At 72.1% G+C, this 23853-nt stretch carries 23 protein-coding genes and 1 pseudogene; 13 read left to right on the top strand and 11 right to left on the bottom strand.

What is annotated here, in order from left to right; genetic code table 11:
- Positions 1 to 706: exonuclease domain-containing protein (locus GL263_RS03205; RefSeq protein ID WP_182854006.1), on the bottom strand; the 706-nt coding region annotated here is incomplete at its 3' end.
- Between the two features lie 272 nt (positions 707 to 978).
- Between GL263_RS03205 and GL263_RS03200 the strand changes: the two genes are divergently transcribed.
- The gene (locus tag GL263_RS03200; RefSeq protein ID WP_182854005.1) at positions 979 to 1935 is read left to right on the top strand and encodes a sterol desaturase family protein; all 957 of its coding nucleotides are present in this window, start codon (positions 979 to 981) and stop codon (positions 1933 to 1935) included.
- A 137-nt stretch (positions 1936 to 2072) separates the two neighbouring features.
- On the opposite strand, the gene GL263_RS03195 is transcribed toward GL263_RS03200, so the two are convergent.
- Entirely contained in the window at positions 2073 to 3611 is a 1539-nt protein-coding gene (locus GL263_RS03195) for a S8 family serine peptidase (protein ID WP_182854004.1), read from the bottom strand.
- Between the two features lie 244 nt (positions 3612 to 3855).
- Here GL263_RS03195 and moaA point away from each other — a divergent pair, with 244 nt between their 5' ends.
- Positions 3856 to 4845, top strand: a complete 990-nt coding sequence (gene moaA, locus GL263_RS03190) for a GTP 3',8-cyclase MoaA (RefSeq protein WP_182854003.1) — start codon at positions 3856 to 3858, stop codon at positions 4843 to 4845.
- Here the strand turns inward: moaA and GL263_RS03185 are convergent.
- Both GL263_RS03185 and GL263_RS03180 read right to left on the bottom strand, forming a co-directional pair.
- Positions 4828 to 5052, bottom strand: coding sequence for a hypothetical protein (locus tag GL263_RS03185; RefSeq protein ID WP_182854002.1), 225 nt, complete (start codon positions 5050 to 5052; stop codon positions 4828 to 4830). The two genes, moaA and GL263_RS03185, sit on opposite strands and share 18 nt — an antisense overlap.
- 481 nt (positions 5053 to 5533) lie before the next feature.
- Positions 5534 to 5798: pseudogene (locus GL263_RS03180) on the bottom strand (DUF3099 domain-containing protein); the annotation flags it as partial.
- A gap of 228 nt (positions 5799 to 6026) precedes the next feature.
- Between GL263_RS03180 and GL263_RS03175 the strand changes: the two are divergent.
- A complete protein-coding gene (locus GL263_RS03175) occupies positions 6027 to 6296 on the top strand; it encodes a GlsB/YeaQ/YmgE family stress response membrane protein (protein ID WP_182854001.1) in 270 nt (89 codons plus the stop codon).
- Between the two features lie 107 nt (positions 6297 to 6403).
- Here GL263_RS03175 and tyrS read toward each other — a convergent pair whose 3' ends face one another.
- From tyrS to GL263_RS03160, 3 genes are all read right to left on the bottom strand, one after another.
- Positions 6404 to 7813, bottom strand: coding sequence for a tyrosine--tRNA ligase (gene tyrS, locus GL263_RS03170; RefSeq protein ID WP_182854000.1), 1410 nt, complete (start codon positions 7811 to 7813; stop codon positions 6404 to 6406).
- A gap of 116 nt (positions 7814 to 7929) precedes the next feature.
- Positions 7930 to 9330, bottom strand: a complete 1401-nt coding sequence (locus GL263_RS03165) for a metallopeptidase TldD-related protein (RefSeq protein ID WP_182853999.1) — start codon at positions 9328 to 9330, stop codon at positions 7930 to 7932.
- Positions 9327 to 10859, bottom strand: a complete 1533-nt coding sequence (locus GL263_RS03160; protein ID WP_194377076.1) for a TldD/PmbA family protein — start codon at positions 10857 to 10859, stop codon at positions 9327 to 9329. The genes GL263_RS03165 and GL263_RS03160 overlap by 4 nt, the downstream gene beginning before the upstream one ends.
- A 216-nt stretch (positions 10860 to 11075) precedes the next feature.
- Between GL263_RS03160 and fabG the strand changes: the two genes are divergently transcribed.
- Together fabG and fabI are read left to right on the top strand one after the other, a co-directional pair.
- On the top strand, positions 11076 to 11780 hold the full coding sequence (gene fabG / locus GL263_RS03155; protein WP_182853997.1) for a 3-oxoacyl-[acyl-carrier-protein] reductase: 705 nt from the start codon (positions 11076 to 11078) through the stop codon (positions 11778 to 11780).
- Positions 11781 to 11784: 4 nt separating this feature from the next.
- Positions 11785 to 12564: an enoyl-ACP reductase FabI gene (gene fabI, locus GL263_RS03150; RefSeq protein ID WP_182853996.1), complete on the top strand. Its 780-nt coding sequence runs from the start codon at positions 11785 to 11787 to the stop codon at positions 12562 to 12564.
- Between the two features lie 111 nt (positions 12565 to 12675).
- Here the strand turns inward: fabI and GL263_RS03145 are convergent, their stop codons facing one another.
- The gene (locus GL263_RS03145; protein ID WP_182853995.1) at positions 12676 to 13356 is read right to left on the bottom strand and encodes a FadR/GntR family transcriptional regulator; all 681 of its coding nucleotides are present in this window, start codon (positions 13354 to 13356) and stop codon (positions 12676 to 12678) included.
- A gap of 85 nt (positions 13357 to 13441) precedes the next feature.
- On the opposite strand from GL263_RS03145, the gene GL263_RS03140 reads away from it, so the two are divergent.
- From GL263_RS03140 to GL263_RS03130, 4 genes are all read left to right on the top strand, one after another.
- Entirely contained in the window at positions 13442 to 14803 is a 1362-nt protein-coding gene (locus GL263_RS03140) for an MFS transporter (protein WP_182853994.1), read from the top strand.
- A gap of 4 nt (positions 14804 to 14807) precedes the next feature.
- The gene (locus tag GL263_RS28765; RefSeq protein WP_267132744.1) at positions 14808 to 14924 is read left to right on the top strand and encodes an SGM_5486 family transporter-associated protein; all 117 of its coding nucleotides are present in this window, start codon (positions 14808 to 14810) and stop codon (positions 14922 to 14924) included.
- A gap of 183 nt (positions 14925 to 15107) precedes the next feature.
- Positions 15108 to 15314 (top strand): hypothetical protein, encoded by a 207-nt coding sequence (locus GL263_RS03135; RefSeq protein WP_182853993.1) that lies wholly within the window; start codon positions 15108 to 15110, stop codon positions 15312 to 15314.
- A gap of 55 nt (positions 15315 to 15369) precedes the next feature.
- Positions 15370 to 15888, top strand: coding sequence for a SixA phosphatase family protein (locus GL263_RS03130; protein ID WP_182853992.1), 519 nt, complete (start codon positions 15370 to 15372; stop codon positions 15886 to 15888).
- A 72-nt stretch (positions 15889 to 15960) separates the two neighbouring features.
- On the opposite strand, the gene serB is transcribed toward GL263_RS03130, so the two are convergent.
- The gene (serB, locus tag GL263_RS03125) at positions 15961 to 17205 is read right to left on the bottom strand and encodes a phosphoserine phosphatase SerB (RefSeq protein ID WP_182853991.1); all 1245 of its coding nucleotides are present in this window, start codon (positions 17203 to 17205) and stop codon (positions 15961 to 15963) included.
- 333 nt (positions 17206 to 17538) lie between these two features.
- Here serB and GL263_RS03120 point away from each other — a divergent pair, with 333 nt between their 5' ends.
- Positions 17539 to 20235, top strand: a complete 2697-nt coding sequence (locus GL263_RS03120) for an FHA domain-containing protein (protein ID WP_182853990.1) — start codon at positions 17539 to 17541, stop codon at positions 20233 to 20235.
- Between the two features lie 91 nt (positions 20236 to 20326).
- On the opposite strand, the gene GL263_RS03115 is transcribed toward GL263_RS03120, so the two are convergent.
- A complete protein-coding gene (locus GL263_RS03115; protein ID WP_228456061.1) occupies positions 20327 to 20800 on the bottom strand; it encodes an aggregation-promoting factor C-terminal-like domain-containing protein in 474 nt (157 codons plus the stop codon).
- A gap of 464 nt (positions 20801 to 21264) precedes the next feature.
- On the opposite strand from GL263_RS03115, the gene GL263_RS03110 reads away from it, so the two are divergent.
- Together GL263_RS03110 and GL263_RS03105 are read left to right on the top strand one after the other, a co-directional pair.
- Complete coding sequence (locus GL263_RS03110; protein WP_182853989.1) at positions 21265 to 21513, top strand: chaplin; 249 nt, start codon at positions 21265 to 21267, stop codon at positions 21511 to 21513.
- 243 nt (positions 21514 to 21756) lie between these two features.
- The gene (locus GL263_RS03105; RefSeq protein WP_182853988.1) at positions 21757 to 21996 is read left to right on the top strand and encodes a chaplin; all 240 of its coding nucleotides are present in this window, start codon (positions 21757 to 21759) and stop codon (positions 21994 to 21996) included.
- Between the two features lie 66 nt (positions 21997 to 22062).
- Here the strand turns inward: GL263_RS03105 and GL263_RS03100 are convergent, their stop codons facing one another.
- On the bottom strand, positions 22063 to 22857 hold the full coding sequence (locus tag GL263_RS03100) for an Rv1486c family protein (protein ID WP_182853987.1): 795 nt from the start codon (positions 22855 to 22857) through the stop codon (positions 22063 to 22065).
- Positions 22858 to 22975: 118 nt separating this feature from the next.
- Here GL263_RS03100 and GL263_RS03095 point away from each other — a divergent pair, with 118 nt between their 5' ends.
- The gene (locus GL263_RS03095; RefSeq protein ID WP_182853986.1) at positions 22976 to 23767 is read left to right on the top strand and encodes an ABC transporter ATP-binding protein; all 792 of its coding nucleotides are present in this window, start codon (positions 22976 to 22978) and stop codon (positions 23765 to 23767) included.
- Positions 23768 to 23853 lie beyond the last annotated feature (86 nt).

The following is a 23853-nucleotide window of genomic DNA, read 5'->3' as shown; positions in this document are numbered from 1 at the left end:
GGCGCGGCCTGGCCGGGCGCCAGCTCCGGGGGGCGTACCCGCCGGTCCGCCGGCCGGCCGGGGCGGGGCGGTCCGACCACTCGGTGAGCGGCTGGCAGGCCAGCAGCGGCAGCCGCAGCCCGGAACTGGCGGCCAGCCGGAGACTGGGCCGGAACGCCTCGGCGAGCACCCGGGCGTCATCCAGCGCGTGGTGCGCCTGCCGCTGTTGGACGCCGTAGTGCGCGGCCAGCGACTCCAGCTTGTGGTTGGGCAGCGGCAGCGCCAGCTCCTTGGCGAGCGCGATGGTGCACAGCCGCTGCCGTACCGGGGCGGCGCCGCGCGCCCTGGCGTACTCGCGGGAGATCATCGTCCAGTCGAAGACGGCGTTGTGGGCGACCAGGACCCGGTCGGCCAGTCGCCGCGCGAACTCGTCGGCGATGTCGGTGAACAGTGGCGCGTCGGCGAGCACGTCGGCGGTGAGGCCGTGGATCCACACCGGACCCGGGTCGCGCTGCGGGTTGACCGGGCTGTACCAGTGGTCCTGGACCTCGCCGTGGCGGTCGAGTTGGTAGACGGCCGCGGAGACTATGCGGTCGTCCCGCGCCAGGCCCGTCGTCTCGACGTCCACGACGGCGTATCCGTCCGGGTACTCGGACGGCCAGGACCGGTCGGCGGCGTGCTGCTGCGCGGGGATGTGCGGGGCGGCGGCCGTCTGGTCTTCGAGCATGGTCACAGAGGATACGGGCCGTCACTGACAGGATCCGAACCGGCGGTGTGCCGCCGCGCTCCGAACGGGAGGGGTTCCGACGGGCCGTCAGGAGGCCGATGCGCGGGACGAGTAGTGCCTGAATCGGGCAAAACCTGCCAAAGGAGTGCGGAAGCCTTCTTTGTGCGGTTGTCGCACGCAAGGCGGCGAGTCGGCGCTGCTGACGCGGCTTCTCGCATACTTGTCGGTAACTCCCTCTGGTCCCCGGGCGGAACTGCTTCTACCGTGCGGTTATGCCGACTGCGCTTCCCGACGTCGTGTTGTGGTCCATACCCGCCTTTCTCGTGCTGACCGTCCTGGAGATGGTCAGCCACCGGATCCACCGGGACGAGGAGGCCGCCGGGTACGAGGCCAAGGACGCGGCCACCAGCCTCACGATGGGTCTCGGCAGCCTCGTCTTCGACGCGCTGTGGAAGATCCCCATCGTCGCCGTCTACGTGGCGGTCTACGAACTGACGCCTCTTGAGGTGCCGGTGGTGTGGTGGACGATCCCGCTGATGCTGCTCGTCCAGGACTTCTTCTACTACTGGTCGCACCGCGGGCACCACGTCGTCCGGGTCCTGTGGGCCTGCCACGTGGTGCACCACTCGAGCGAGAAGTTCAACTTCACCACCGCGCTGCGCCAGCCGTGGACGACGTGGACGGTCTGGCCGTTCTACCTGCCGATGATCGCGCTCGGCGTACACCCCGCCGCGCTCGCGTTCTGCTCCTCGGTCAACCTCGTCTACCAGTTCTGGATCCACACCGAGCGCGTCGGCAAGCTGCCCGCGCCGATCGAGTACGTCTTCAACACCGCCTCGCACCACCGGGTCCACCACGCCTCCCAGGGCGGCTACCTGGACCGCAACTTCGGCGGCATCCTGATCGTCTGGGACCGGATGTTCGGCACGTTCACGCCGGAGACCGAACGGCCCGTCTACGGGCTGACGAAGAACATCCACACCTACAACCCGCTGCGCGTCGCCACCCATGAGTACGTGGCGATCGGCCGGGACCTGCGGGCGGCCAAGGACTGGCCGGAGCGCTTCGGCCGGGTGCTGCGCGGTCCCGGCTGGCAGCCGAAGGACGGAACGGCCGCCACCGCGGAGAACGGCCGTGGGGAGGAAGGCCCGGGGGAGAACGGCCCGGGGGAGGACGGCGCCGAGCGGGAGGGTCTCCGGCGGGACGTTCCCGCCGCCGGCGCGCCGTAGCGCCGGCGGCGGACGGTCCACGCACGGAACGGCGGAGGGCGCCGGACGGTTGTCGTCCGGCGCCCTCGTGTGTCACCTCGGAACGGTCGACGGCGGGGGGTGTGCCGTCGGCCCGGTCGTCAAGGTCGGGCCGGTTGTCAGCGCCGGACCGCCGCCAGGGCGTCGACGATGCCGTAGCCGTAGAAGTTGTTCACGTGCTCGGTTCCGGTGCACTGCGCGGCGAACTGGCCGGTGCCGCTCGGGTCGTACGGCTCGTCCGGGCACGGAGTGCTCATCGCCTGGGCCTTCAGCCGCCAGGCCAGCTCCTGCGGGCTGACCTTCGGGTCCTTGCTCTTGATGAGCGCGGCGACGCCGGCGACGTACGGGCCGGCCATCGAGGTGCCCTGGAGGAAGGCGTACTCGCCGTCCGGCATGGTGGACAGCACGCCGCCGTGCTTGCCCGGCGCCGGCGGCAGCTGGTAGCGGGCGTCACCGCCCGGCGCGGCCACGTCGATCTGGCCGGTGCCGTAGTTGCTGTAGTACGACTTCAGCTTGTGCGAGCCCGTCGCGGAGACCGAGATGACGCCGGGCAGCTGGGTCGGCATGTCCGGGCAGATCCGCGGGTTGATCTTCCGCTCGACCGGGGTGGAGTCGTTGGGGCTGGTGCGGTCGGTGACCTCGCTGGCGGCCAGGTCCGTGTAGGAGTTGCCGGCGGAGGTCACGTGCGCGGTGCCCTTGCCCCGGCTGTAGTTGATGGCGCGGCTGACGGAGTCGACGAGTGCCTTCTGGTCCGGGTCGTTGGTGCAGGTGAACAGCCACGGGTCGATGTAGTAGCTGTTGTTGGTGATCTCCACGCCCTTCTTGCTGGCGAACATGAAGGCGCAGACAACAGCCTCGGTGTAGAAGAAGCCCTCGCCCGGCTCGCTCACCTTGATCGAGGAGACCTGCACGCCGGGGGCCGCGCCGGCGATGCCCACGCCGTTGCGGGCGGCGGCCACGATGCCCGCGACGTGGGTGCCGTGGTAGCTGCCGTCCGGGTAGGGGCGCCAGGCGCCGCGCGAGGTGTCGGCGACGCCGCCGACGCAGTTCGCCGACTGCTTGGCGGAGAAGTTCGGCGCCAGGTCCGGGTGGGTGTCGTCCACGCCGGTGTCGATGACGGCGACGGTGACGTCCCGGCTGCCCTGGCTGATCGCGTGCGCCTTGTCGGCGTTGATCTGCGGCAGGGCCCACTGGAGGGACTCCAGCGGCTCCTCGTTGAGCTGGTCGCCGCGGGCGCCCAGGCTCGACTTCGCCTTGGCCAGCTTCTTGACGTCGACGTACTCGGGCTTCCCGACGTCGGTGGTGGTGGCGGTCTCGATCGGCGCGGTACGGGTGGCGCCGGCCGAGTCGACCCCCGGGGTCGCGCGCATCCGGTCACCGAAGCCGGAGTTGCGCGAGTGGGCGATGACAACGCCGATCTCGCGGTAGGAGGTGACCACCGTGCCGCCGGCGCGGCGGACGGCGTCCTCGGCCCGGCGGACGGACTTCCTGTCGGGGGCCGTGTTGACCACGTACGACAGCTTCGGACCGTCGGCGACGGCCGGCTGGTCCTTGGCGGCGGCGCTGGCCCCGGGCAGCAGTCCGAGCGAGACGGTCAGGGCGAGACCGGCGGAGAACACGACGCTTCGCCGTTTTCCGGACAGGGGTCTCAAAGCCATGTAGAACTCCTCTTGGGTGCACACACTGGTCATCAACCGCCCGTCCGAATAACGGAGTTGGTCGTTCGCGGGCGGCCCGCTGGAACGTATCGGTGAGGACGACGCCCAAACAAGATTTCGGGTGGATCGAGATCAAAAGGAGACGCTGAGTGACCGCGTGATGACTTCAACTGTCTGTTGAATGTGGGTGCGGTCGCGTACGCTGCGGAGTAAGAGGCCCTACGTCGGAGAGGTGTGCCGCGCCATGCTGCTCGACTCCTACGGCCGGACGGCCACCGATCTGCGGGTGTCGCTGACCGACCGCTGCAACCTGCGCTGCACCTACTGCATGCCCGAGGAGGGCCTCCAGTGGCTCGCCAAGCCCGATCTCCTCACCGACGAGGAGATCGTCCGGCTGGTGGATATCTCGGTGCGCGAACTGGGCGTGACCGAGGTCCGGTTCACCGGCGGTGAGCCGCTGCTGCGCCCCGGGCTGGTGGGCATCGTGGCCGCCTGCGCGGCCCTCGAACCGAGGCCGAAGCTCTCGCTGACCACCAACGGCATCGGCCTCGAACGCACGGCGGAAGCCCTCCGGGAGGCCGGCCTCGACCGGGTCAACGTCTCACTCGACACCCTCGACCCCGAGGTGTTCCAGCGGCTCACCCGCCGCAAGCGCCACGCCGACGTGCTCCGTGGCCTCGCTGCCGCCCGCGAGGCCGGCCTGCGCCCGGTGAAGATCAACGCCGTCCTGATGCCCGGCATGAACGACGCGGAGGCGCCGGACCTGCTCGCCTGGGCCATGGAGAACGAGTACGAGCTGCGGTTCATCGAGCAGATGCCGCTGGACGCCCAGCACGGCTGGCAGCGCGACGGCATGATAACCGCCGGTGACATCCTGACCTCGCTGCGCACCCGCTTCACCCTCGCCGAGGAGGGCGAGCAGGCCCGTGGCTCGGCCCCCGCCGAGCGCTGGCTGGTCGACGGCGGGCCGCACCGGGTGGGTGTCATCGCCTCGGTGACCAGGCCGTTCTGCCGCGCCTGCGACCGCACCCGGCTCACCGCCGACGGCCAGGTCCGCACCTGCCTGTTCGCCACCGAGGAGTCCGACCTCCGCGGCGCGCTGCGCTCCGGAGCCACCGACGAGCACATCGCCGCCCTGTGGCGGACGGCGATGTGGGGCAAGAAGGCCGGCGCCGGCATCGACGACCCCTCGTTCGTCCAGCCCGACCGGCCCATGTCAGCCATCGGCGGCTGAGTCGTCCCACTCCCGCAGCGCCACGACGTCCTTCAGGAAGCCACGGATCCCCAGGAACTGCGACAGGTGCTCGCGGTGCTCCTCGCACGCCAGCCACGTCTTGCGGCGCTCGGGGGTGTGCAGTTTCGGGTTGTTCCAGGCCAGCACCCACACGGCGGGCGCCCGGCAGCCCTTGGCGGAACAGATCGGCGCGTCCTCGGTCGTCACCGTCCCATCCAAGCACGCCGCGCGCGCACAACGACGCCGGGCAGCCACGGGGGGAGCTGCCCGGCGTCGGTCAGTCGCTCCGACGGGGGATACGGAGCGCGTAGGAAGTATGGCACGGCGGCCCCCCGAAGGTGCACTGGATCGCCGCGATTGGCGGCAGGTATTTTCCCGAGACGGCGGCCCGGTGGTGTGGTGTGACGGGGGATCAACTCGGCGACGGCGCGGAGTGGTTGCTACCGCCCGGCCGAGGGCCCGTCGTCCCGCGTCCCGTCGCCCGCCTGCCGGTCGTCCGGGTGCCCGTCGCCCGCCTGCCGGTCGTCCGGGTGCCCGTCGCCCGCCTGCCGGTCGTCCGGGTGCCTGTCGTCCGGCCGTCCGTGGTCCGCGTGCCGGTCGTCCGCCGGTCGTCCGCCTGCCTGCCGGTCGTCCGCCGCCGACCCGCTGCTTGGGCCGATCGCCTCACGCGGGGCCGAGCGCAGCAGGGAGGAGGGGATCGCGGGGGAGTTCTCGCGCCCGGCGTTGGCGATGACCACGGCGATGTAGGGCAGCGTCAGGCCCAGCACCAGGGTGACCACGGCCAGCGGCCGCTGCACGTTCCAGAGGAAGACCGTCAGGATCACCGCGACGGTGCGGACGAGCATGGAGATCACGTAGCGCCGCTCACGGCGCCGTACGTCCTCCGCCAGACCCGGCCTCGCGCCGGTGATCCGGAAGACCTCGCTGTCGCGCTTCCCGTGCCGTAGCCGCATCACACCTCACAACCCGAAACCACCCCGGTCGCGCGGTCGGCGTGCCCCGTGCGCCACCGGACCACCGGATGGGTCCCACGTTACGCTCCGACCCCCGCCGAACGGACACCGGGCCGGAAAACGACCGCACATACCTCGACTCACCCGAACGGAGCACCAACCGCTGCGACAGGTCATGAACCGCCGCAGCGTGGGGTATGCGCACCTGGCGCACGACAAGGAGGCGAAATGAGCTGGTTGTGGGCCATCATCGTCGGTCTGGTGCTGGGCGTGCTCGCCCGGGCCATCCTGCCCGGCAGACAGAACATCCCGATCTGGTTGACGATCATCTTCGGTATGTTGGGTTCGCTGCTCGGCAACGCGGTCGCGACCTGGATCGGCGTCGACGACACGGGAGGCATCGACTGGATCCGGCATCTGCTGCAGCTGCTCGGTGCCATCCTGATCGTCGGCCTCGGGACCCCGCTGTACGCGTCGATGCGCGGCAGACAACCCTGACCCGCCCCCCGGTGCACGGAACGGTGGCGGTGCACGGAACGACGGGGCCCGGCCGGCACACGCGCACGTGCCGACCGGGCCCCGCCCTGTCGTGGGAGCTCCGCGCGCTACAGCCCGCGGACCTCGGCGATCTTCCGTCCGGCCTTGAGGTAGACCGTGCCGCCGGCGCCCGCCTCGGCGAGCTTCTCGCGTACGACCTCGGCGAGCGGGCGCAGCGCCTCGCTCTCCGCCAGCACGATCGTGTGCTGGCCGTCCGCCGCCTCGACGACCAGACGCAGGGCGTTCTGCTTGGCGAGCCGGCGTGCCGCCGACGCGCTCGGCACGAACTCCAGCTCCCGGGCCAGCAGCGCCGCGATGCCCTCGCCGCCCAGCTCGGCGGCGTCCAGCGTCGGCAGCGTGTCGACGTCGGCGAAGGACTTCTTCGAGAACTGCGCGGTGAAGCCGGCCCTGGCCTTCATGGCCGTGGGCACGTCGTACATGGCAGCGACGACCTCACCCGCGAGCACCTTCTTGAGGTCCATCGGGTGCAGCGAGCCGTCGGAGACCCGGGCGAGCGCCAGACCGACCTCGCGGTCGCTCCACTCGGTCCATGCCTTCAGGTAGGGCTCGATCAGCCGGTCCGGCACCGACATGATCTTGCCGAAGACGTCCTCCGCCGTGGCGGCAAGACCCACGTAGTTGCCCTTGGACTTGGACATCTTCGCGCCGGTGCCGTCCGTGCCCTCGATCAGCGGCATGGTGACCACCAGCTGCGGCCGCTGCCCGCGCAGCTCCATCAGCCGCCTGCCCATCTGGAGGTTGAGCAGCTGGTCGGCGCCGCCGAGCTCGACGTCGCACTCCAGCGCGACCGAGTCCAGCGCCTGCGCGATCGGGTAGAGCAGCTCGGACATCGTCAGCCCGGAGCCCGCCGCGAGCCGGTTGCGGAAGTCCTCGCGCTGCAGCAGCTGGGAGACCGGCACCTGGGCCATGAGCGTCAGCAGCTCGGGGAAGGTGTAGGGCGCCAGCCACTCGCTGTTCTCCCGGAAGCTGATCCGGTCGAAGTCGACGAACGGCCGCACCTGGTCGCGGTAGCCGGCCAGGTTGCGCCGGATGTCGTCGTCGGTCAGCGGCGGGCGCTCGGCGGTGCGCCCTGACGGGTCGCCGATCTTGGCGGTGAAGTCGCCGATCAGCAGGGTGACGTCGTGGCCCATCCGCTGGAGCCGGCTCAGGATGATCACCGGGACGGCGTGGCCGAGGTGCATGTCCTGCGCGGTCGGGTCGACCCCGAGTTTCACCGACAGGCCCCGGCCCGAGGCCGTCCGCTCCTCGATCCGCGCGGCCAGCTTCTCCGGCCCCGGCAACACCTCCACCGCGCGGGAGGCGATCAGTTCGGCCTGCTCCCGTGGTGACAGGTCCGTCAGGTCGAGATAGCGCCTCGCCCGGGTCTCGGTCAGCAGTCGCTCGACCGCGGAGTCGGAGGAGAGGTCCTGCGCCAGCAGCTCACTGGCGCGTGCGACGGAGTCGCCGAGGCGTGTCATCGTGGCGTTCCTGTGGAGGGTCGTCGGGACGTGATCGGGAGCCGGCCGGCGGCCCGGCACCCCGCCGCTGGCGGGGGCCGGACCGCTGGTTGACAGGCCGAGTCTACGGGGCCGGCTCACACCCCGGGGCTGACGGAGCTCATGTTGAAGTCCGGCACCCGCAGCGCGGGCATCGCGGCCCTGGTGAAGTAGTCCGACCACTCCCGCGGCAGGCAGCGCTCGGTCCGCCCCGCCTCCTCGGCCCGGGCCAGCAGGTCGACCGGGGACTCGTTGAAGCGGAAGTTGTTCACCGCGCCGACCACCTCGCCGCCCTCCACCAGGTACACGCCGTCCCGGGTCAGACCGGTCAGCAGCAGGGTGGCCGGGTCGACCTCCCGGATGTACCACAGGCAGGTCAGCAGCAGTCCGCGCTCGGTGCCGGCGACCATCTCCTCCAGCGACTGCTCACCGCCGCCGTCCAGGATCAGGTTGTCCACCATGGGGGCGGCCGGCAGCCCGGTCAGCTCGGCGGAGTGCCGCGAGCCGACCAGCCGGGCCAGCGTGCCCTCGGACATCCACTCGGTGTCCTCCAGCGGCAGCCCGTTGTCGAACACCGAGAGGTCGTCGCCGGAGGAGTGCGCGAGCACAAACGGCGCGCAGCCGAGCCCGTCGGCCGTCGGCGCGCCTCGCAGCGTCAGCGGCAGCCGCGCCACCTTCTCGCCGATCCGGGTGCCGCCACCGGGCGCGCTGAAGACGGTCCGGCCCTCGGCGGCGTCCCGGGCGCTCGCCGACCACATCTGGTAGATCATGAGGTCGGCGACGGCGGTGGGCGGCAGCAGCGTCTCGTACCGTCCGGCGGGCAGCTCCACGCGCCGGTTCGCCCAGGCCAGCCGCCGGGCCAGCTCGGCGTCGAGCGCGGCCGGGTCGACGTCGGAGAAGTCGCGGGTGGCGTGACCGGCCCAGGCCGAGCGGGTGTGGTCGGGGCTCTTGGCGTTGAGTTCCACCGTGCCGGTCGGCTGGTCGTGCCGCAGCCGCAGGCCGGTGGAGGTGCCCAGGTAGCTGGAGACCACCTCGTGGTGGGCGAAGCCGTACAGCTCCCGCCCCTCCGCGCCGGCCTGGGCGAACGACTCGCCCAGCGCGGGCGCGAACGTCTCGAAGACCGCCGAGGAGGTCTCGGCCGGCGGCGCGGTGAAGTCGTCGGACGGCGGGCCGCCGGAGACCAGCTCCCGCGCGTCCTCGGCGGGACCGGCCCGGCGGGCCGCCTCCTCGGCCGCCCGCACCAGCGGCTCCAGGTCGGTGGCGTCGGAACCCGAGCGCGCCACGACGCCCGAGGCGGTGCCCTGGACGCCGTCCACGGTGGCGATCACGGTCACGGTCCGGCCCCGGGTGACGCCGTTGGTGGTCAGGGTGTTCCCGGCCCAGCGCAGGTTGGCGGAGGAGCTCTCGTCGGCGATGACCACGCAGCCGTCCGCCCGGCTCAGCTCCAGGGCCCGCTCGACCAGTTCGTGCGGTGCGGTGGTCCGTGCGGTGCGGGTCATCGACCGGCCTCCTGGGTGGTGTTGAGGATGTTGACGCCGCGGAACAGCGCCGAGGGGCAGCCGTGCGAGACGGACGCGGCCTGCCCGGGCTGGGCCTTGCCGCAGCGGAAGGTGCCGCCGAGCACGTAGGTGCCCTCGCCGCCGACTCCCTCCATCGAGCCCCAGAAGTCGGTGGTGGTCGCCTGGTAGGCGGCGTCCCTGACCTGCCCGGCCAGCCGCCCGCCCTCGATGCGGTAGAAGCGCTGCGCGGTGAACTGGAAGTTGTAGCGCTGCATGTCGATCGACCACGAGCGGTCGCCGACGACGTACAGGCCGTGCTCCACGCCGGAGATCAGCTCCTCGGTGCTGGGCCCGCCGGTCGCCGGCTTCAGCGAGACGTTGGCCATCCGCTGCACCGGGACGTGCCCGGCGGACTCGGCGAACGCGCAGCCGTTGGACCTGCCGAGCCCGGTCAACCGGGCCATCCGCCGGTCCAGTTGGAAGCCGACCAGGGTGCCCTCCCGGACCAGGTCCCAGGACTGCGCGGCCACGCCCTCGTCGTCGTACCCGATGGTGGCCAGCCCGTGCTCGGCGGTGCGGTCCCCGGTCACGTTCATCAGCTTCGAGCCGTAGGCCAGCTCGCCGAGCTTGTCGAAGGTGGCGAACGACGTGCCCGCGTAGGCCGCCTCGTAGCCGAGCGCCCGGTCCAACTCGGTGGCGTGGCCGATGGACTCGTGGATGGTCAGCCACAGGTTCGACGGGTCGACGACCAGGTCGTAGCGGCCGGGCGTGACACTCGGCGCGGCGAGTTTCTCCGCCAGCAGCTCCGGGATCTCCGCGAGTTCGGCGTCCCAGTCCCAGCCCGTGCCGTCCAGGTACTCCCAGCCCCGGCCGGCCGGCGGGGCCAGGGTCCGCATGGAGTCGAAGGCGCCGGAGTCGGCCACCGCGACGGCGGTCAGCTCCGGATGCAGCCGCACCCGCTGCTGGGTGGTCACCGTGCCCGCGGTGTCCGCGTAGAACTTGTTCTCCTGCACGGCCATCAGCGTGGCGTCCACGTGGTCCACGCCGTCCGCCGCCAGCAGCTGGGAGCTCCACTCGGCGAGCCGCCCGACGCGGTCCTCCTCCGGCACGTCGAAGGGGTTCACCTCGTACGCCGAGATCCAGGTGCGCTCGCCGTGCACCGGCTCGTCGGCCAGCTCCACCCGGTCGGTGCCGCCTGCCGCGCGGATCACCTTCGCCGACAGCTTCGCCATCGCGACGGCCTGCCCGGCCACCCGGGCAGCGGCGTCCATCGACATGTCGACACCGGCGGCGAACCCCCAGGCCCCGTCGTGGACGACACGCACCGCGTAACCGGTCTCCGTGGCGTCGTGCGAGCCCGTCAGCCGGGCGTCACGCAGCCGAACGGACGCGTTCCGCACCCGTTCGAACCGGAAGTCGGCGTGCTCGGCGCCGAGCGCTCTGGCCCGGGCGAGCGCGGCGTCCGCCAGCGCCCGCAGCGGTAGCGCCGTGAAGGTCTGGTCAATGTCTCGGGACACTCTTCCTCCCATGGTCGGCAACCGATCATGCCCTGTCGCGCACGGCGGCGCCCGCGATATCCGGCGCCGCGACTGTAGGGACCCGACAGGAGGCCGTCGAACCCCCTGTCGGTGGTCGAGTCCCGGGAAGCGGCCCGGTACCGATAGTTTCTTGGGTGCGGTATTGGACCGACAGTTCGACCGAACCGACGTGAAGACACAGACCGACAGCAGAGAAGGTGGTCTCTCTTGAGCCGCTCCGTACTTGTCACCGGCGGCAACCGTGGAATCGGTCTGGCCATCGCCCGGGCCCTGGCCGACGCGGGGGACCAGGTGGCGATCACCTACCGGTCCGGCGAACCGCCGGCCGGCTTCCTCGCGGTGAAGTGCGACATCACCGACCCCGAGCAGGTGGAGCAGGCGTACAAGGAGATCGAGGAGAAGCAGGGCCCGGTCGAGGTGCTCGTCGCCAACGCCGGCGTCACCCGCGACCAGTTGCTGCTCCGGATGTCCGAGGAGGACTTCAGCTCGGTGCTGGAGACCAACCTCACCGGCACCTTCCGGGTCGTCAAGCGGGCGACCAAGGGCATGCTGCGGGCCCGCAAGGGCCGGATCGTGCTGATCTCCTCGGTGGTCGGCCTGCTCGGCTCGGCGGGTCAGGCGAACTACGCCGCCTCCAAGGCCGGTCTTGTGGGCTTCGCCCGATCCGTCGCGCGTGAACTGGGCTCCCGCAACATCACCTGCAACGTGCTCGCACCGGGCTTCGTCGACACCGACATGACCCGCGCGCTCACCGACGAGCAGCGCGGGAAGATCGTCGGCCAGGTGCCGCTCGGCCGCTACGCGCAGCCCGAGGAGGTCGCCGCCTCGGTGCGATTCCTGGTATCGGACGATGCCGCTTACATCACTGGAGCCGTCATTCCGGTTGACGGCGGATTGGGCATGGGGCACTGACACCATGAGTGGACTTCTCGCAGGCAAGCGCATCCTCGTCACCGGGGTGCTCACCGACGCGTCGATCGCCTTCCACGTGGCCCGACTGGCCCAGGAGGAGGGCGCGGAGGTCGTGCTGACCGGCTTCGGCCGGCTCAGCCTCGTCCAGCGCATCGCCAAGCGGCTCCCCAAGGAGGCGCCGGTCATCGAGCTGGACGTGCAGAACAAGGAGCACCTGGCCACGCTCGCCGACCGGGTCTCCGAGCACCTGGGTGAGGGCGTCGGCCTGGACGGCGTCGTGCACTCCATCGGCTTCGCGCCGCAGGACGCCCTCGGCGGCAACTTCCTCAACACCGAGTGGGAGTCGGTCGCCACCGCGGTCGAGGTCTCCGCCTACTCGCTCAAGTCGCTGACCATGGCCCTGCTCCCGCTGCTTCAGCAGCGCGGCGGCTCGGTCGTCGGCATGGACTTCGACGCCCAGGTGGCCTGGCCCAAGTACGACTGGATGGGCGTGGCGAAGGCCGCGCTGGAATCCACCTCCCGCTACCTGGCCCGGGACCTCGGCCCGCAGAACATCCGCTGCAACCTGATCTCGGCCGGCCCGATCAAGTCGATGGCCGCCAAGTCGATCCCCGGCTTCGAGGAACTGGCCGACGTGTGGAACACCCGCGCGCCCATCGGCTGGGAGCTGAACGACCCGGAGCCGGCCGCGCGCGGTGTCGTCGCGCTGCTGTCGGACTGGTTCCCGAAGACGACCGGCGAGATCGTGCACGTCGACGGCGGCGTGCACATGATGGGCGCCTGAGCCCGTCAGCCGTTCTCAGGGCACCCGTTCTGAAGGCGAGGGCCCGCCGTACCGCTTCCGGTACGGCGGGCCCTCGCCCTTCCTCCCTTTGAACCCAGGCCGGGCCCACGCTCACCCGGGCCCGGACGTGCCGCGGCAGTGCCAGGCGTGCGAGGCGGCCTCGGCGGCCGCTGCCACCTCGTCCCGGTCCCGGATCGCGGTGAGCATCCGCGAGTGGTCCAGGTGCTCCTCGGGACGCAGTTCGTCGCCGACGTCCGAGCGCAGGAAGTCCCGCACGACGGCACCGAGGTCGGCGTAGAGGGCGGTCAGCACCTCGTTGTGCGAGGCCTCGACGACCGCCAGGTGCAGCGTCGCGTCCGCCTCCACGAAGCGGCCCACGTCCCCGGAGCCCCAGGCGGCCTCCCGGCGCTCCAGCAGTGCCTCCAGCCGTGCGACGTCCTCGGCCGTGCGGCGGCGGGCGGCCAGCCGCGCGCCCTCCGCCTCCAGCGTGGACCGCAGCTCCGCGACGTCCCGGGTCGCGGCGTCCGCGAAGCGGCGCTGCATCACCCCGGCGAGTTCGCTGGTGGCGGCCACGAAGGTGCCCGACCCCTGGCGGATGTCCAGCAGCCCGTTGTGGGCGAGGGCGCGGACCGCCTCCCGCACGGTGTTGCGGGCCACCCCCAGCTGCTCGACCAGCTCGGGCTCGGTCGGGATGCGGGAGCCGACCGGCCAGGCGCCGGAGGTGATCTGGCGCCGCAGCTCGTCGATCACCTGCGCGGAGAGCGCCGTGCGACGCGGCGAGGTCAACGGCATGCGGACTCCCCGGCTCTCCGTGTCCCGCCCACCGGGAGCGGGACTCGTTGGCGTGTATTCATCCCATGATTCTATGATGGGCGGCATGGGTAAGGACGACCGGCTCGCAGAACGCACGACGGACACCACCGCGACCGGCCCGGGGGGACCCAGCGAGGGAGCGGACCGCACGGAAGCGGGCCGCTCGGGAGCGGGTCGTACCACCGCCCTCCTCGTCGCCGCCGGTCTTGTCCTCACCGCGCTGAACCTCCGTCCGGCGGTCGCCGGGCTCGGCCCGCTGCTGGAGGAGGTCCGCGCCGGGCTCGGCATGAGCGGCACCGTCGCCGGCCTGCTCACCTCCGCGCCCGCCCTGTGCTTCGCGCTCTTCGGCGGCCTCGCACCCCGCCTCGCCAGGCGCTTCGGACCGACCGCGGTGGTCGCCGGCGCCATGCTGGTCCTCGCCCTCGGCCTGCTGCTGCGCCCGCTCGCCGGCGGAACGGCGGCCTTCCTGGCCACCAGCGCGCTCGCGCTCGGCGGCATAGCGGTCGGCAACGTGCTCATGCCGGTACTGGTCAAGCGCTGGTTCCCCGACCGCGTCGGCACCATGACCGGCCTGTACTCCATGGCGCTCGCGCTGGGCACCGCCGCCGCGGCGGCGCTGACCGTGCCCGTCGTGCGGGCCCTGGGCGCCGACTGGCGGTTCGGCCTCGGCATGTGGGCCGGCCTCGCCCTGCTCGCGCTGCTGCCCTGGACGGCCGTCCTGCTGCGCCACCGGGCCACCGAGCGGGCGCGGACGTCCGCGCCCGCCGGGTCCGCCTCCGTCGAGTCGGCACCCGTCGGGCCCGGCGCCCCGACCGGCGAGACGCCGGCCGCCGAACTGCGCATCACCCGCTCCCGCACCGCCTGGGCGCTCGGCGTCTTCTTCGGCCTCCAGGCGACCGGCGCCTACGTGGTGCTCGGCTGGCTGCCGCAGATCCTCCGCGACGCCGGTGTCCCGGCGACCACCGCGGGCGTGCTGCTGGCGGTCACCATGGGCATGGGCGTCCCGCTCTCCTTTGTCCTGCCCCGCGTCGCCGCCCGCCTCGGCCACCAGGGGCCGCTGGTGGCCGTGCTCGGCCTGAGCGGACTCGCCGGCTACCTGGGACTGCTGTTCGCGCCGGCGGCCGGCGCGTGGGCGTGGGCGCTGCTCCTGGGCGTCGCCAACTGCGCCTTCCCCCTGGTCCTGACGATGATCGGCATGCGGGCCCGTACCCACGCCGGGGTCATCAAGCTCTCCGGCTTCGTCCAGGGCACCGGCTACCTGCTGTCCGTCCCGGGGCCGCTACTGGTCGGCGTGCTCCACGACGCGTTCGGCGGCTGGCGGGCGCCGCTGACGATGATGGCCGGCCTGGTCGTCGTGCAGATGGCCGTCGGTGTCGTCGCGGGCCGGGACCGCTGTGTGGAGGACGACGCCGCGGTGCGACACTGAACCCATGCCAGTGCTCGAACCCAATCCCTCGGGCGGTCAGCGCAAGCTGCTGCTCGTCTTCGGCGCCATGCTCGGAATCTCCGTGGTGATCGGAGTGATCGCCACCATCTTCGCGCCCTGACGCGGACCTCGCCTCCGGGCCGCCTCGCCGCGACAGGGTGGGGCCTGCCCCACCCTCCCCTAGGGGGCCCGGTTCAGGGGCGGATGGGTGGGAAGCCTGATGGGCGGCCGCCGCCGCGCGACCTAGCGTTGTCCCCAGGACGACAGGCCTGACGCGGACAGCGAGGCGACGGAGGCGTTGACGATGAGTGCCCGAACCCACACCCCCACCCCTCCGGCCGTCCGCGCGCTGCCCTGGTGGGCGCTGCTGCCGTCGCTCGCCGCGTTCGCCGGCCTTCTGGCGCTGCTCGCCGTGGGCAGCGGCGCCGGGGAGGCGACGGGCGGTGAGTGGGCCGCCACGCAGGCCGTCGGGCAGCTCGTCGAGCAGCTGCGGCAGACCTTCGCCGGGTGACCGGAGCGTCGTCAACACCCGGGCTGACTGGCTCGTTTCGTGCGAAGCTGGGGAGATGAGCGTCGATGTGCCACGCAGAATCGTTCTTCTCCGTCATGCCAAAGCAGACTGGCCCGAGGTTCCCGACCACGAGCGTCCCCTCGCCGACCGCGGGCGGCAGGACGCCCCGATGGCCGGCGACTGGCTCGCCGCCCACGGTCTCGTCCCGGACCTGGCCCTCTGCTCGACCGCCACACGCACCCGGGAGACCTGGAAGCTGGCGGTACCGCAGCTCCCCAAGCGGCCTCGGACGGTCTACGAGGAGCGGCTGTACGAGGCCTCGCCCGGCGAGATCATCGCGGTGGTCAACGAGGTTTCCGAGGAGTGCGCGGACGTCCTGGTGATCGGGCACAACCCCGGCATCCAGGGCGCCGCCCAGGTGCTCGCCGGTGAGGCCGACGACGAGGCCGGTACCCGGCTGGAGCGCCGCGGCTTCCCCACCTCCGCCATCGCGGTGCTGGAGTTCGCCGGCCCGTGGAAGGCCGTCCAGCCGGGCGCGGCCCGCCTCACCCGCTTCTGGGTGCCGCACGAGTGAACGCGCTCCGCTGACGACGAGGGCGCCGGGAGAATCCTCCCGGCGCCCTCGGACGTGTCACGGCCGACGTCCTCACTCCTGCACGTCGGCCGCCTCCACCTCCTCGCGGGTGACGCCGAGCAGGTACAGCACGGTGTCCAGGAACGGCACGTTCACGGCCGTGTGCGCGGCCTGCCGCACCAGCGGCTTGGCGTTGAACGCGACCCCCAGGCCGGCCGCGTTGAGCATGTCGAGGTCGTTGGCGCCGTCCCCGATGGCGACCGTCTGGACGAGCGGCACACCCGCCTCCTCGGCGAAGCGGCGCAGCAGCCGGGCCTTCCCGGCCCGGTCGACGACCTCGCCGGTCACCCGGCCGGTCAGCTTGCCGTCCACCACCTCAAGGGTGTTGGCGGCGGCGAAGTCCAGCCCGAGCCGTTCCCGCAGGTCGTCGGTGACCTGGGTGAACCCGCCCGAGACCACGCCCACCTGGTAGCCGAGCCGCTTGAGGGTGCGCACCAGCGTGCGGGCGCCGGGCGTCAGGCGCACCTCCCCGCGCACCTTCTCCACCACCGACTCGTCCAGCCCCTCCAGCAGCCGCACCCGGGCGTGCAGGGACTGCTCGAAGTCCAGCTCCCCGCGCATGGCCGCGGCGGTGACCTCGGCCACCTGCTCCTCGCAGCCGGCGTGTGCGGCGAACAGCTCGATGACCTCGTCCTGGATGAGCGTGGAGTCCACGTCCATCACGACCAGCCGCTGGGCGCGGCGCTGCAGCCCGGAGGCGACCACCGCCACGTCCACGCCGAGCGCCGCCGCCTCCGGGGCCAACGCCGTGCGCAGCGCCGCCGTCTCCGTCCCGGAGACCTCGAACTCCACTGCGGTGACCGGGTACTTGGCCAGGCGGAAGATGCGGTCGATGTTGCCGCCGCCGCGCGCTATCGTCGCCGCGATGGCGGCGGTCGACTCGGCGGTCAGCGGGTGCCCGAGCACGGTGACGTGGGAGCGGCCGACACCACGCGGCCGGTTGTCGCCGCGGCCGGAGATGATCTCCGCCTGGAGTTTCACGGACTCGGCCCAGCTGTGCACGGTCGCCCGCAGCGAGCCCTCGGCGCCGTCGCCGGCGGGCTGCGTCACGAGGGCGCACAGCGTTATGCGGCCACGGGTCACCACCTGTTCGATGTCGACGACGTCCACGCCGTACGCGGCGAGGGTGTCGAAGAGGCCCGCGGTGAGGCCCGGGCGGTCCTTGCCGAAGATCTTGACCAGCAGGGTGGGGTCGTCCTCCCCGGCGGGAACCGCCGGGTGCGGAGAGGGCTGCGACGAGGTCTGCGATGCGCTCATGGTGGTTCCCACGGTATCCGGCCCGAGTGGGGTTCGTACGTCCGTCCGTCACTCGGACAGGTGACGCACTCCCGTGCGGGGCTGTCGCCGCCCGGCCCGAAGCGCCTCGTCAGAGCCTTCCACGGCCAGGTGAACGCGCGGCGAAACGGTGCCCCGCCGTGTTGCTTCCGTCGCACTGCGTGTGTCCTTCGACGCTTCGGTCACCGTGTGGTCACCGGATCCGGGCCCGACTTCCTGTGAGGCGGTGAAGCCTGGAATAGTTCCCCACGATGTTCGCCATCCCAAGACCCCGCTGGACGGGGTCGCTCGGGGGAAAAGTTTGTGGGGCATGGAGTGCCGGAACTCGTACTGGAACTGAACGGCCGGACCTGGACGCTCGATCCGTCCAGGTCGTACACCCTGGGGCGGGACCCGCAGGGCGATGTGGTGATAGAGGACGCCCGCGTCTCGTGGCGGCACGCCGTCCTGCGCTGGGGCGGCAACAGCTGGCTGCTGGAGGACCTGGGCAGTACCAACGGCACGTTCGCGCAGGGGCACCGGGTGCAGCACCTGGACCTGCCGGCGGGGACCGTCGTACACCTGGGCAACGCCGGTGACGGGCCGCGTCTGACGTTCAGCGGCGGCGCCTCGTCGGGCGGCCGGCCGCCGGCGGGGGAGTGGCAGCAGGCCGCCGCCCCGCCGCAGCACGCCCAGCAGCCGCAGGCCGGCTGGCCGCAGCAGGGTGGTCAGCCCCAGAGCGCCCCACCCCAGGGCGGCTGGGCGCAGCAGCCGCAGGGGCAGGCCCCCTGGCCGCAGCAGGCCGCCGCCCAGCAGCCGCCGGTCGGCCAGCAGGCTCCCGCCGGCCACCAGGCTCCCGCCGGTCACCAGCCGCACCAGCAGGCCCCGCAGCAGGCCGCCGCCCCGCCGCACGTGCCGGCGCAGCAGGCCCCGCACGCGCCGGCGCACGACCCGGCCGGCGGCGCCGCGAAGCCGCCCGCGGCGGGCGTCGCCCCGGCCGCCCAGCGGCCGCAGCCGCAGGGCCTCGGCGGCGACCGCAGCCCCACCACCTTCCACCAGCTCGCGCTCGGCCGGGTCATGCGCATCGGCCGTGCGCTGGAGAACGAGCTTGTCGTCTCCGACCTCCAGGTCTCCCGGCTGCACGCCGAGTTCCTGGCGGCGCCCGACGGCCGCTTCGAGATCCACGACCTCGGCAGCCACAACGGCACCTACGTCAACGGTCAGCAGCTGCCGAAGAACGGCCGCCAGCAGATCGGCCCGAACGACATCGTCGGTATCGGCCACTCCACCTTCCGCCTGGTGGGGGACCGGCTCGAGGAGTTCGTCGACACCGGTGAGGTCTCCTTCGCGGCGCGGCACCTGACCGTGCAGGTCGACGGCGGCAAGACGATCCTCGACGACGTCTCCTTCGGGGTGCCGGAGAAGTCCGTCATCGCGGTGATCGGCCCCTCCGGCTCCGGCAAGTCCACCCTGCTCAAGGCGCTGACCGGGTACCGACCCGCCAACCAGGGCGAGGTGCTGTACGACAACCGGAACCTGTACACGCACTTCGCCGAGCTGCGGCACCGCATCGGCCTCGTCCCGCAGGACGACATCCTGCACACCGCGCTCAAGGTGCGCACCGCGCTGCGCTACGCGGCCAAGCTGCGCTTCCCCGGAGACGTCGCCGAGGCCGAGCGCAACGCGCGCGTCGAGGAGGTGCTCGCCGAACTCAAGCTGGACATCCACGCGGACAAGCGCATCACCTCCCTCTCCGGCGGTCAGCGCAAGCGCGTCTCGGTGGCACTCGAACTCCTCACCAAGCCCTCGCTGATCTTCCTCGACGAGCCGACCTCCGGCCTCGACCCGGGCATGGACCGCGACGTCATGCAGCTCCTGCGCGGCCTGGCGGACGACGGCCGCACGGTCCTCGTGGTCACCCATTCCGTCGCCGAACTCCAGCTCTGCGACAAGCTGCTGGTGATGGCGCCCGGCGGCGGCGTGGCCTACTTCGGCCCGCCCGAGGAGGCGCTGAACTTCTTCGGCTACGACACCTGGGCCGACGTCTTCTCCGCCTTCGAGAACTACCGCGACTACGACTGGATGGGCCGCTGGCGCGGCTCGGAGCACTACCGCCTGTACGCGGCCGACATCGACGCCGTGGCCCCGCAGCCGGTCAACTTCCAGCAGCAGCCGGCAAAACTCCAGAAGCCGCAGAGCTGGGGCAGCCAGCTGTGGACGCTGATGCGCCGCTACTGCTCGGTGATCGCCTCCGACCGCGGCTTCATCGGCCTGATGTTCATCCTGCCCGCGGTGCTGGGCGTCGTCAGTGTGGTCATCCCCTCCGACCACGGGCTGGCCTTCGGCAAGCCGCCGACGTTCACCAACCGGGACGCCAGCACGATCCTGCTCATCCTCGCGGTCGGCATGTGCTTCTCCGCCGCCGCGAACTCCGTCCGGGAACTCATCAAGGAACGGGTGATCTACGAACGGGAACGCGCCACCGGTCTGTCCAGGTCCGCGTACCTGATGTCGAAGGTGATCGTGCTGGGCGTGATCACCGCGATCCAGGGCGTGATCATCTGCGCGATCGGCTTCGTCCCCCGTGACATGCCCGCGGAGGGTCTGCTCTTCTCGAACACGCCCGCCATCGAGATGACCTTGGTGGTCATCGCCCTCGGCCTGGCCTCGATGATGGTCGGCCTCATCATCTCCTCGCTGGTCAAGACCGCCGAGAAGACGATGCCGCTGCTGGTCATGTTCGCGATCATCCAGGTCGTCTTCACCGGCGTGCTCTTCCAGATCCACGACAAGCTCGGCATCGAGCAGCTCGCCTGGCTGATGCCCTCCCGGTGGGCGGTCTCCGGCATGGGCAACACCGTCCAGCTGAACGTCCTGCTGCCCTGGGACGCGCAGAACCCCGACCCGCTGTGGGACCACGAGCTGAGCCAGTGGTTCGTCAACATGGGCGTCCTGCTCACCATGAGCGTGCTGTGCGGTGTGGTCGTCGCCCGCTTCCTGCGGCGCCACGAGCCGGAGGTCATGCGCAAGTAGCGGCCTCCCGCAGACACGCCTGACGGCGGTGCCCCGGCCCGGGGACACCGCCGTCAGTGCTTCTCGGCGACTACAGGGCCTGTGGGGCCCGTCAGTACCAGTGGTTCTGCTGCCAGAAGGACCAGGCGCCGCACGGGCTGCCGTAGCGCTCCTTCATGTACTCCACGCCCCACTCGATCTGGGTGGCGGGGTTGGTCTGCCAGTCGGAGCCGGCCGAGGCCATCTTGTCCCCGGGGAGCGCCTGGACGAGGCCGTAGGCGCCGCTGCTCGGGTTCTGCGCGGTGTGGTCCCAGCCGCTCTCCCGCTCGACGATGTTCGCGAAGCAGGTGTACTGCTGCTGGTCGTTGATGATCTCCTGGGCCGCCTGCCGGGGGCCGCTCACCGACTGGGCCCCGGCGCCCTGCGCGGCCGACGGCTGACCCTGCGCGGGAGCCGGTGCCGCCTGCGCCTGCCCGGAGAGGGCCGACAGGGCGAGCGTGGCGGCGCCCACGGTGGCGGCGCCGGCCGCGACCACACGGCGACCGAGGGGCTGACGAGGGAGACGGAGTGCGGAGAGGACGGGCATGGATGTCTGGCCTTCCGGGTCGGGTGACGCAGTGGACCCTGCGCCGACGGACATTGGTAGCAACCCGTCGGAAGGTCGGGCAAAGGGGGCGTGTACTGTCGCGGTTAGTGGAGACCGGCACGGGACGCGGGCGCACCCCGCTCCGAGGCGGCGCGCGAGGCACGCACACGACTAACCGCCTTCGTACGTGACGCGCGTCCTGTGCCCCGACTCACATCCCGCGGCCCCTCCGGGCCCCACCGCCGAGACCCGCGTCACGCCGGAGGCGCCGCGCCGGCGGCGCCCGGGCGGGGCGGACCGTCTCATCAACCGGGCGCGAGCACAAGTCACCCGTCCGAATGCGGCACACGATTCATGCTGTCGTGTGATAGTCCCTCAGATACGCGCAACCTTCCGGCGCCCCGGCCGTTCTCCATGGCGTGCCGCGGCGGAACCGCCGCGGAACCGCTAGGAGGGTTGAGAAAGTGAAGAACCTGAAGAAGGCCGTCGCCATCACCGCGGTCGCCGGTGGAATCGTCGCCGCCACCGCGGGTGCCGCCTCCGCGACCGGCGGCGGGGCGCACGCCCACGGCACGGCCGTCGGCTCCCCGGGTGTCATCTCCGGCAACGTCGTTCAGGTCCCGGTGAGCATCCCGGTGAACATCTGCGGCAACACCGTCAACGTGGTCGGCCTGCTGAACCCGACGTTCGGCAACACCTGCCTCAACAAGTGACGTCCGCGGCGCCCCGTGCGCCGCGACCGCACTCCGGCCCCGGACCGCACCGCCGTCCGGGGCCGGTCCGCTGCCACGACCCCGCACCCGCCCGTGGAGCGGCGCCCCGGCGACTGCTCCGAACGGGGGTAATCGCCCCAAGGATGCCGCGCGGACCGTGTCAGCGGGACCCCGCCGACGTTGATCGGCATGTGGCTCCGCGGTCGGAGCCACGAACCGTCATCAGAAGGAAGACCACCACCCATGAACGCAGCCAAGAAGGCCGTCGTCCTGCTCGCCGCCTCCGGCGCGGCCGTCGGCGCCACCGCCGGCACCGCCTCCGCCGACGCATTCGCCGGCGCCACGGCGGCCCACTCGCCCGGCGTCGCCTCCGGCAACGTCATCAGCGTGCCGATCCACGTGCCGATCAACTTCTGCGGCAACACCATCACCCTCGTCGGTGCTCTGAACCCGACGTTCGGCAACACCTGCGTCAACGGCTGAGCCACGCGCACACCCCGACACCCCGTCCGGCACACCGCCGGGCGGGGTGTCCGGCGCTCCGGGGCGCTACGGCGACCGCCGCCGGCGCGCGACCTCCTCGGCGTACGCGTTGTACGCGGCGACCTGCGCCCGCCGCGCCACCCGCTCCACCGGCCGCAGCAGTTCGGCACGCGCCCCCATCTGCCCCGCGCTCACCGCGCCGCCGTGCTCCGGCGCCGCCGCGATGCCCAGCAGCGCCGACACCCGCTGCGCCAGCTCCAGCACCCGGACCGCGCGCGGCGGATAGCCCGGCGCCAACACCAGCCGCCCCGCCTCGGCCCTGGCCTGGTACGCCTCCAGCGCCGCCCGCGCCACCGGCCCCGAACCCGCGACGTCCAACCGCACCAGCGCCTCGGTGGCTTCCCGCAACGCCTCCGCCAGCTCCCGCTCCGCCTCCCCGAGCGACGGCACGTCCGCCGGCGGCGCCTGACGTACCGGCAGGCACGCCCACTCCACCTCCACGTGCTCGTCGTCCTCCGGCCCGACGGCCGTCACCTCGGGCACCAGCCCGAGCCCCGCGTCGGGCGCCAGCACGGCCTCACCGGCCTCCAGCGCCCGCGTGTTGAACTCCGGCGGGCCGCACAGCCCGAGCGGGTGCCCCGGCGCCGGCAGCGCCACCGTCAGACCAGTCGCGCCGAGCGCCCGCAGCCTCCCCAGCGCCAACGTCAACCCGACCGGGCCCGCCTCCCCGGGCAGCCCCACGACCCGGTGCGCGGCATCGCCGCCCACCGCTTCCGAGGCCGCCTCGTCCGGCGACACGGCACCGGCGTACAGTGCGTTCCCCCAGGCGGCGAGCCGCCCGGAGCGAGGTTCTTCCAGCATCCCACCACCTTAGAGAGAAGCCGGGGGGCCACGGGCGAGGACGGGTGGCGTAGGTTTTCCCTGGGGACCGTGCCCACAGGCACGGGCAAACGCGATTGCATTGGGAGACAGCGCGCTCATGAGCGATGTACTGGAGCTGGTGGACGTATCCGTGGTCCGCGAGGGTCGCGCTCTGGTGGACGAGGTCTCCTGGTCGGTGAAGGAGGGCGAGCGATGGATCATCCTCGGCCCCAACGGCGCCGGGAAGACCACCCTGCTCAACCTCGCCTCCAGCTACCTCTTCCCGACCACCGGAACCGCCACCGTCCTCGGTGAACGCCTCGGCGCGGTCGACGTCTTCGAGCTCCGGCCGCGCATCGGCATGTCGTCCAGCGCGCTCACCGAGAAGCTGCCGCGCAGCCAGACCGTCCTGCAGACCGTGCTCACCGCCGCCTACGGCATGACCGCCGGCTGGCAGGAGTCCTACGACGCCGTCGACGAGGACCGCGCCCGCGCCTTCCTCGACCGGCTCGGCATGAGCGACTACCTCGACCGCCGGTTCGGCACCCTCTCCGAGGGCGAGCGCAAGCGCACCCAGATCGCCCGCGCGATGATGACCGACCCCGAACTGCTGCTGCTCGACGAGCCCGCCGCCGGACTCGACCTCGGGGGCCGGGAGGACCTGGTCCGCCGCCTCGGCCGACTGGCCCGCGACCCCTACGCGCCTTCCATGATCATGGTGACGCACCACGTCGAGGAGATCCCGGCCGGCTTCACCCACGTCCTGATGATCCGCCAGGGCAAGGTCCTCACGGCCGGACCGATGGAGACGGAGATGACCTCCGCCAACCTCTCCCGCTGCTTCGGCCTGCCCCTGGTGCTGGAACGGCAGGGCGAGCGCTGGACCGCCGCGGGGCTGCCGCTCACCTGACGGCCGACCATCCGACGCCCGCGCGCGGCGCGGGACGGGCCCTGTCCGGGAACGTTCCCCCGCCGCCCCGCGCACTGTCCGTGAAC

It is taken from the genome of Streptomyces durbertensis (assembly GCF_014156695.1).
Classification (GTDB): Bacteria; Actinomycetota; Actinomycetes; order Streptomycetales; family Streptomycetaceae; genus Streptomyces; species Streptomyces durbertensis.
Note: the sequence above shows the minus strand (reverse complement) of the source record. Positions and strands in the feature narration are given on the sequence as shown.

Excerpts from the sequence above, each read along its gene's own strand:
- GL263_RS03145 (WP_182853995.1), bottom strand. The coding sequence starts at position 13,356 with ATGCCGTTGACCTCGCCGCGTCGCACGGCGCTCTCCGCGCAGGTGATC.
- GL263_RS03095 (WP_182853986.1), top strand. The coding sequence starts at position 22,976 with ATGAGCGATGTACTGGAGCTGGTGGACGTATCCGTGGTCCGCGAGGGT.
- GL263_RS03135 (WP_182853993.1), top strand. The coding sequence starts at position 15,108 with ATGAGTGCCCGAACCCACACCCCCACCCCTCCGGCCGTCCGCGCGCTG.
- moaA (WP_182854003.1), top strand. The coding sequence starts at position 3,856 with ATGCTGCTCGACTCCTACGGCCGGACGGCCACCGATCTGCGGGTGTCG.
- GL263_RS03165 (WP_182853999.1), bottom strand. The coding sequence starts at position 9,330 with ATGACCCGCACCGCACGGACCACCGCACCGCACGAACTGGTCGAGCGG.
- GL263_RS03160 (WP_194377076.1), bottom strand. The coding sequence starts at position 10,859 with ATGGGAGGAAGAGTGTCCCGAGACATTGACCAGACCTTCACGGCGCTA.
- serB (WP_182853991.1), bottom strand. The coding sequence starts at position 17,205 with ATGAGCGCATCGCAGACCTCGTCGCAGCCCTCTCCGCACCCGGCGGTT.
- GL263_RS03100 (WP_182853987.1), bottom strand. The coding sequence starts at position 22,857 with ATGCTGGAAGAACCTCGCTCCGGGCGGCTCGCCGCCTGGGGGAACGCA.
- GL263_RS03195 (WP_182854004.1), bottom strand. The coding sequence starts at position 3,611 with ATGGCTTTGAGACCCCTGTCCGGAAAACGGCGAAGCGTCGTGTTCTCC.
- GL263_RS28765 (WP_267132744.1), top strand. The coding sequence starts at position 14,808 with ATGCCAGTGCTCGAACCCAATCCCTCGGGCGGTCAGCGCAAGCTGCTG.
- GL263_RS03140 (WP_182853994.1), top strand. The coding sequence starts at position 13,442 with ATGGGTAAGGACGACCGGCTCGCAGAACGCACGACGGACACCACCGCG.
- fabI (WP_182853996.1), top strand. The coding sequence starts at position 11,785 with ATGAGTGGACTTCTCGCAGGCAAGCGCATCCTCGTCACCGGGGTGCTC.
- GL263_RS03175 (WP_182854001.1), top strand. The coding sequence starts at position 6,027 with ATGAGCTGGTTGTGGGCCATCATCGTCGGTCTGGTGCTGGGCGTGCTC.
- GL263_RS03115 (WP_228456061.1), bottom strand. The coding sequence starts at position 20,800 with ATGCCCGTCCTCTCCGCACTCCGTCTCCCTCGTCAGCCCCTCGGTCGC.
- GL263_RS03130 (WP_182853992.1), top strand. The coding sequence starts at position 15,370 with ATGAGCGTCGATGTGCCACGCAGAATCGTTCTTCTCCGTCATGCCAAA.
- GL263_RS03105 (WP_182853988.1), top strand. The coding sequence starts at position 21,757 with ATGAACGCAGCCAAGAAGGCCGTCGTCCTGCTCGCCGCCTCCGGCGCG.
- GL263_RS03200 (WP_182854005.1), top strand. The coding sequence starts at position 979 with ATGCCGACTGCGCTTCCCGACGTCGTGTTGTGGTCCATACCCGCCTTT.
- tyrS (WP_182854000.1), bottom strand. The coding sequence starts at position 7,813 with ATGACACGCCTCGGCGACTCCGTCGCACGCGCCAGTGAGCTGCTGGCG.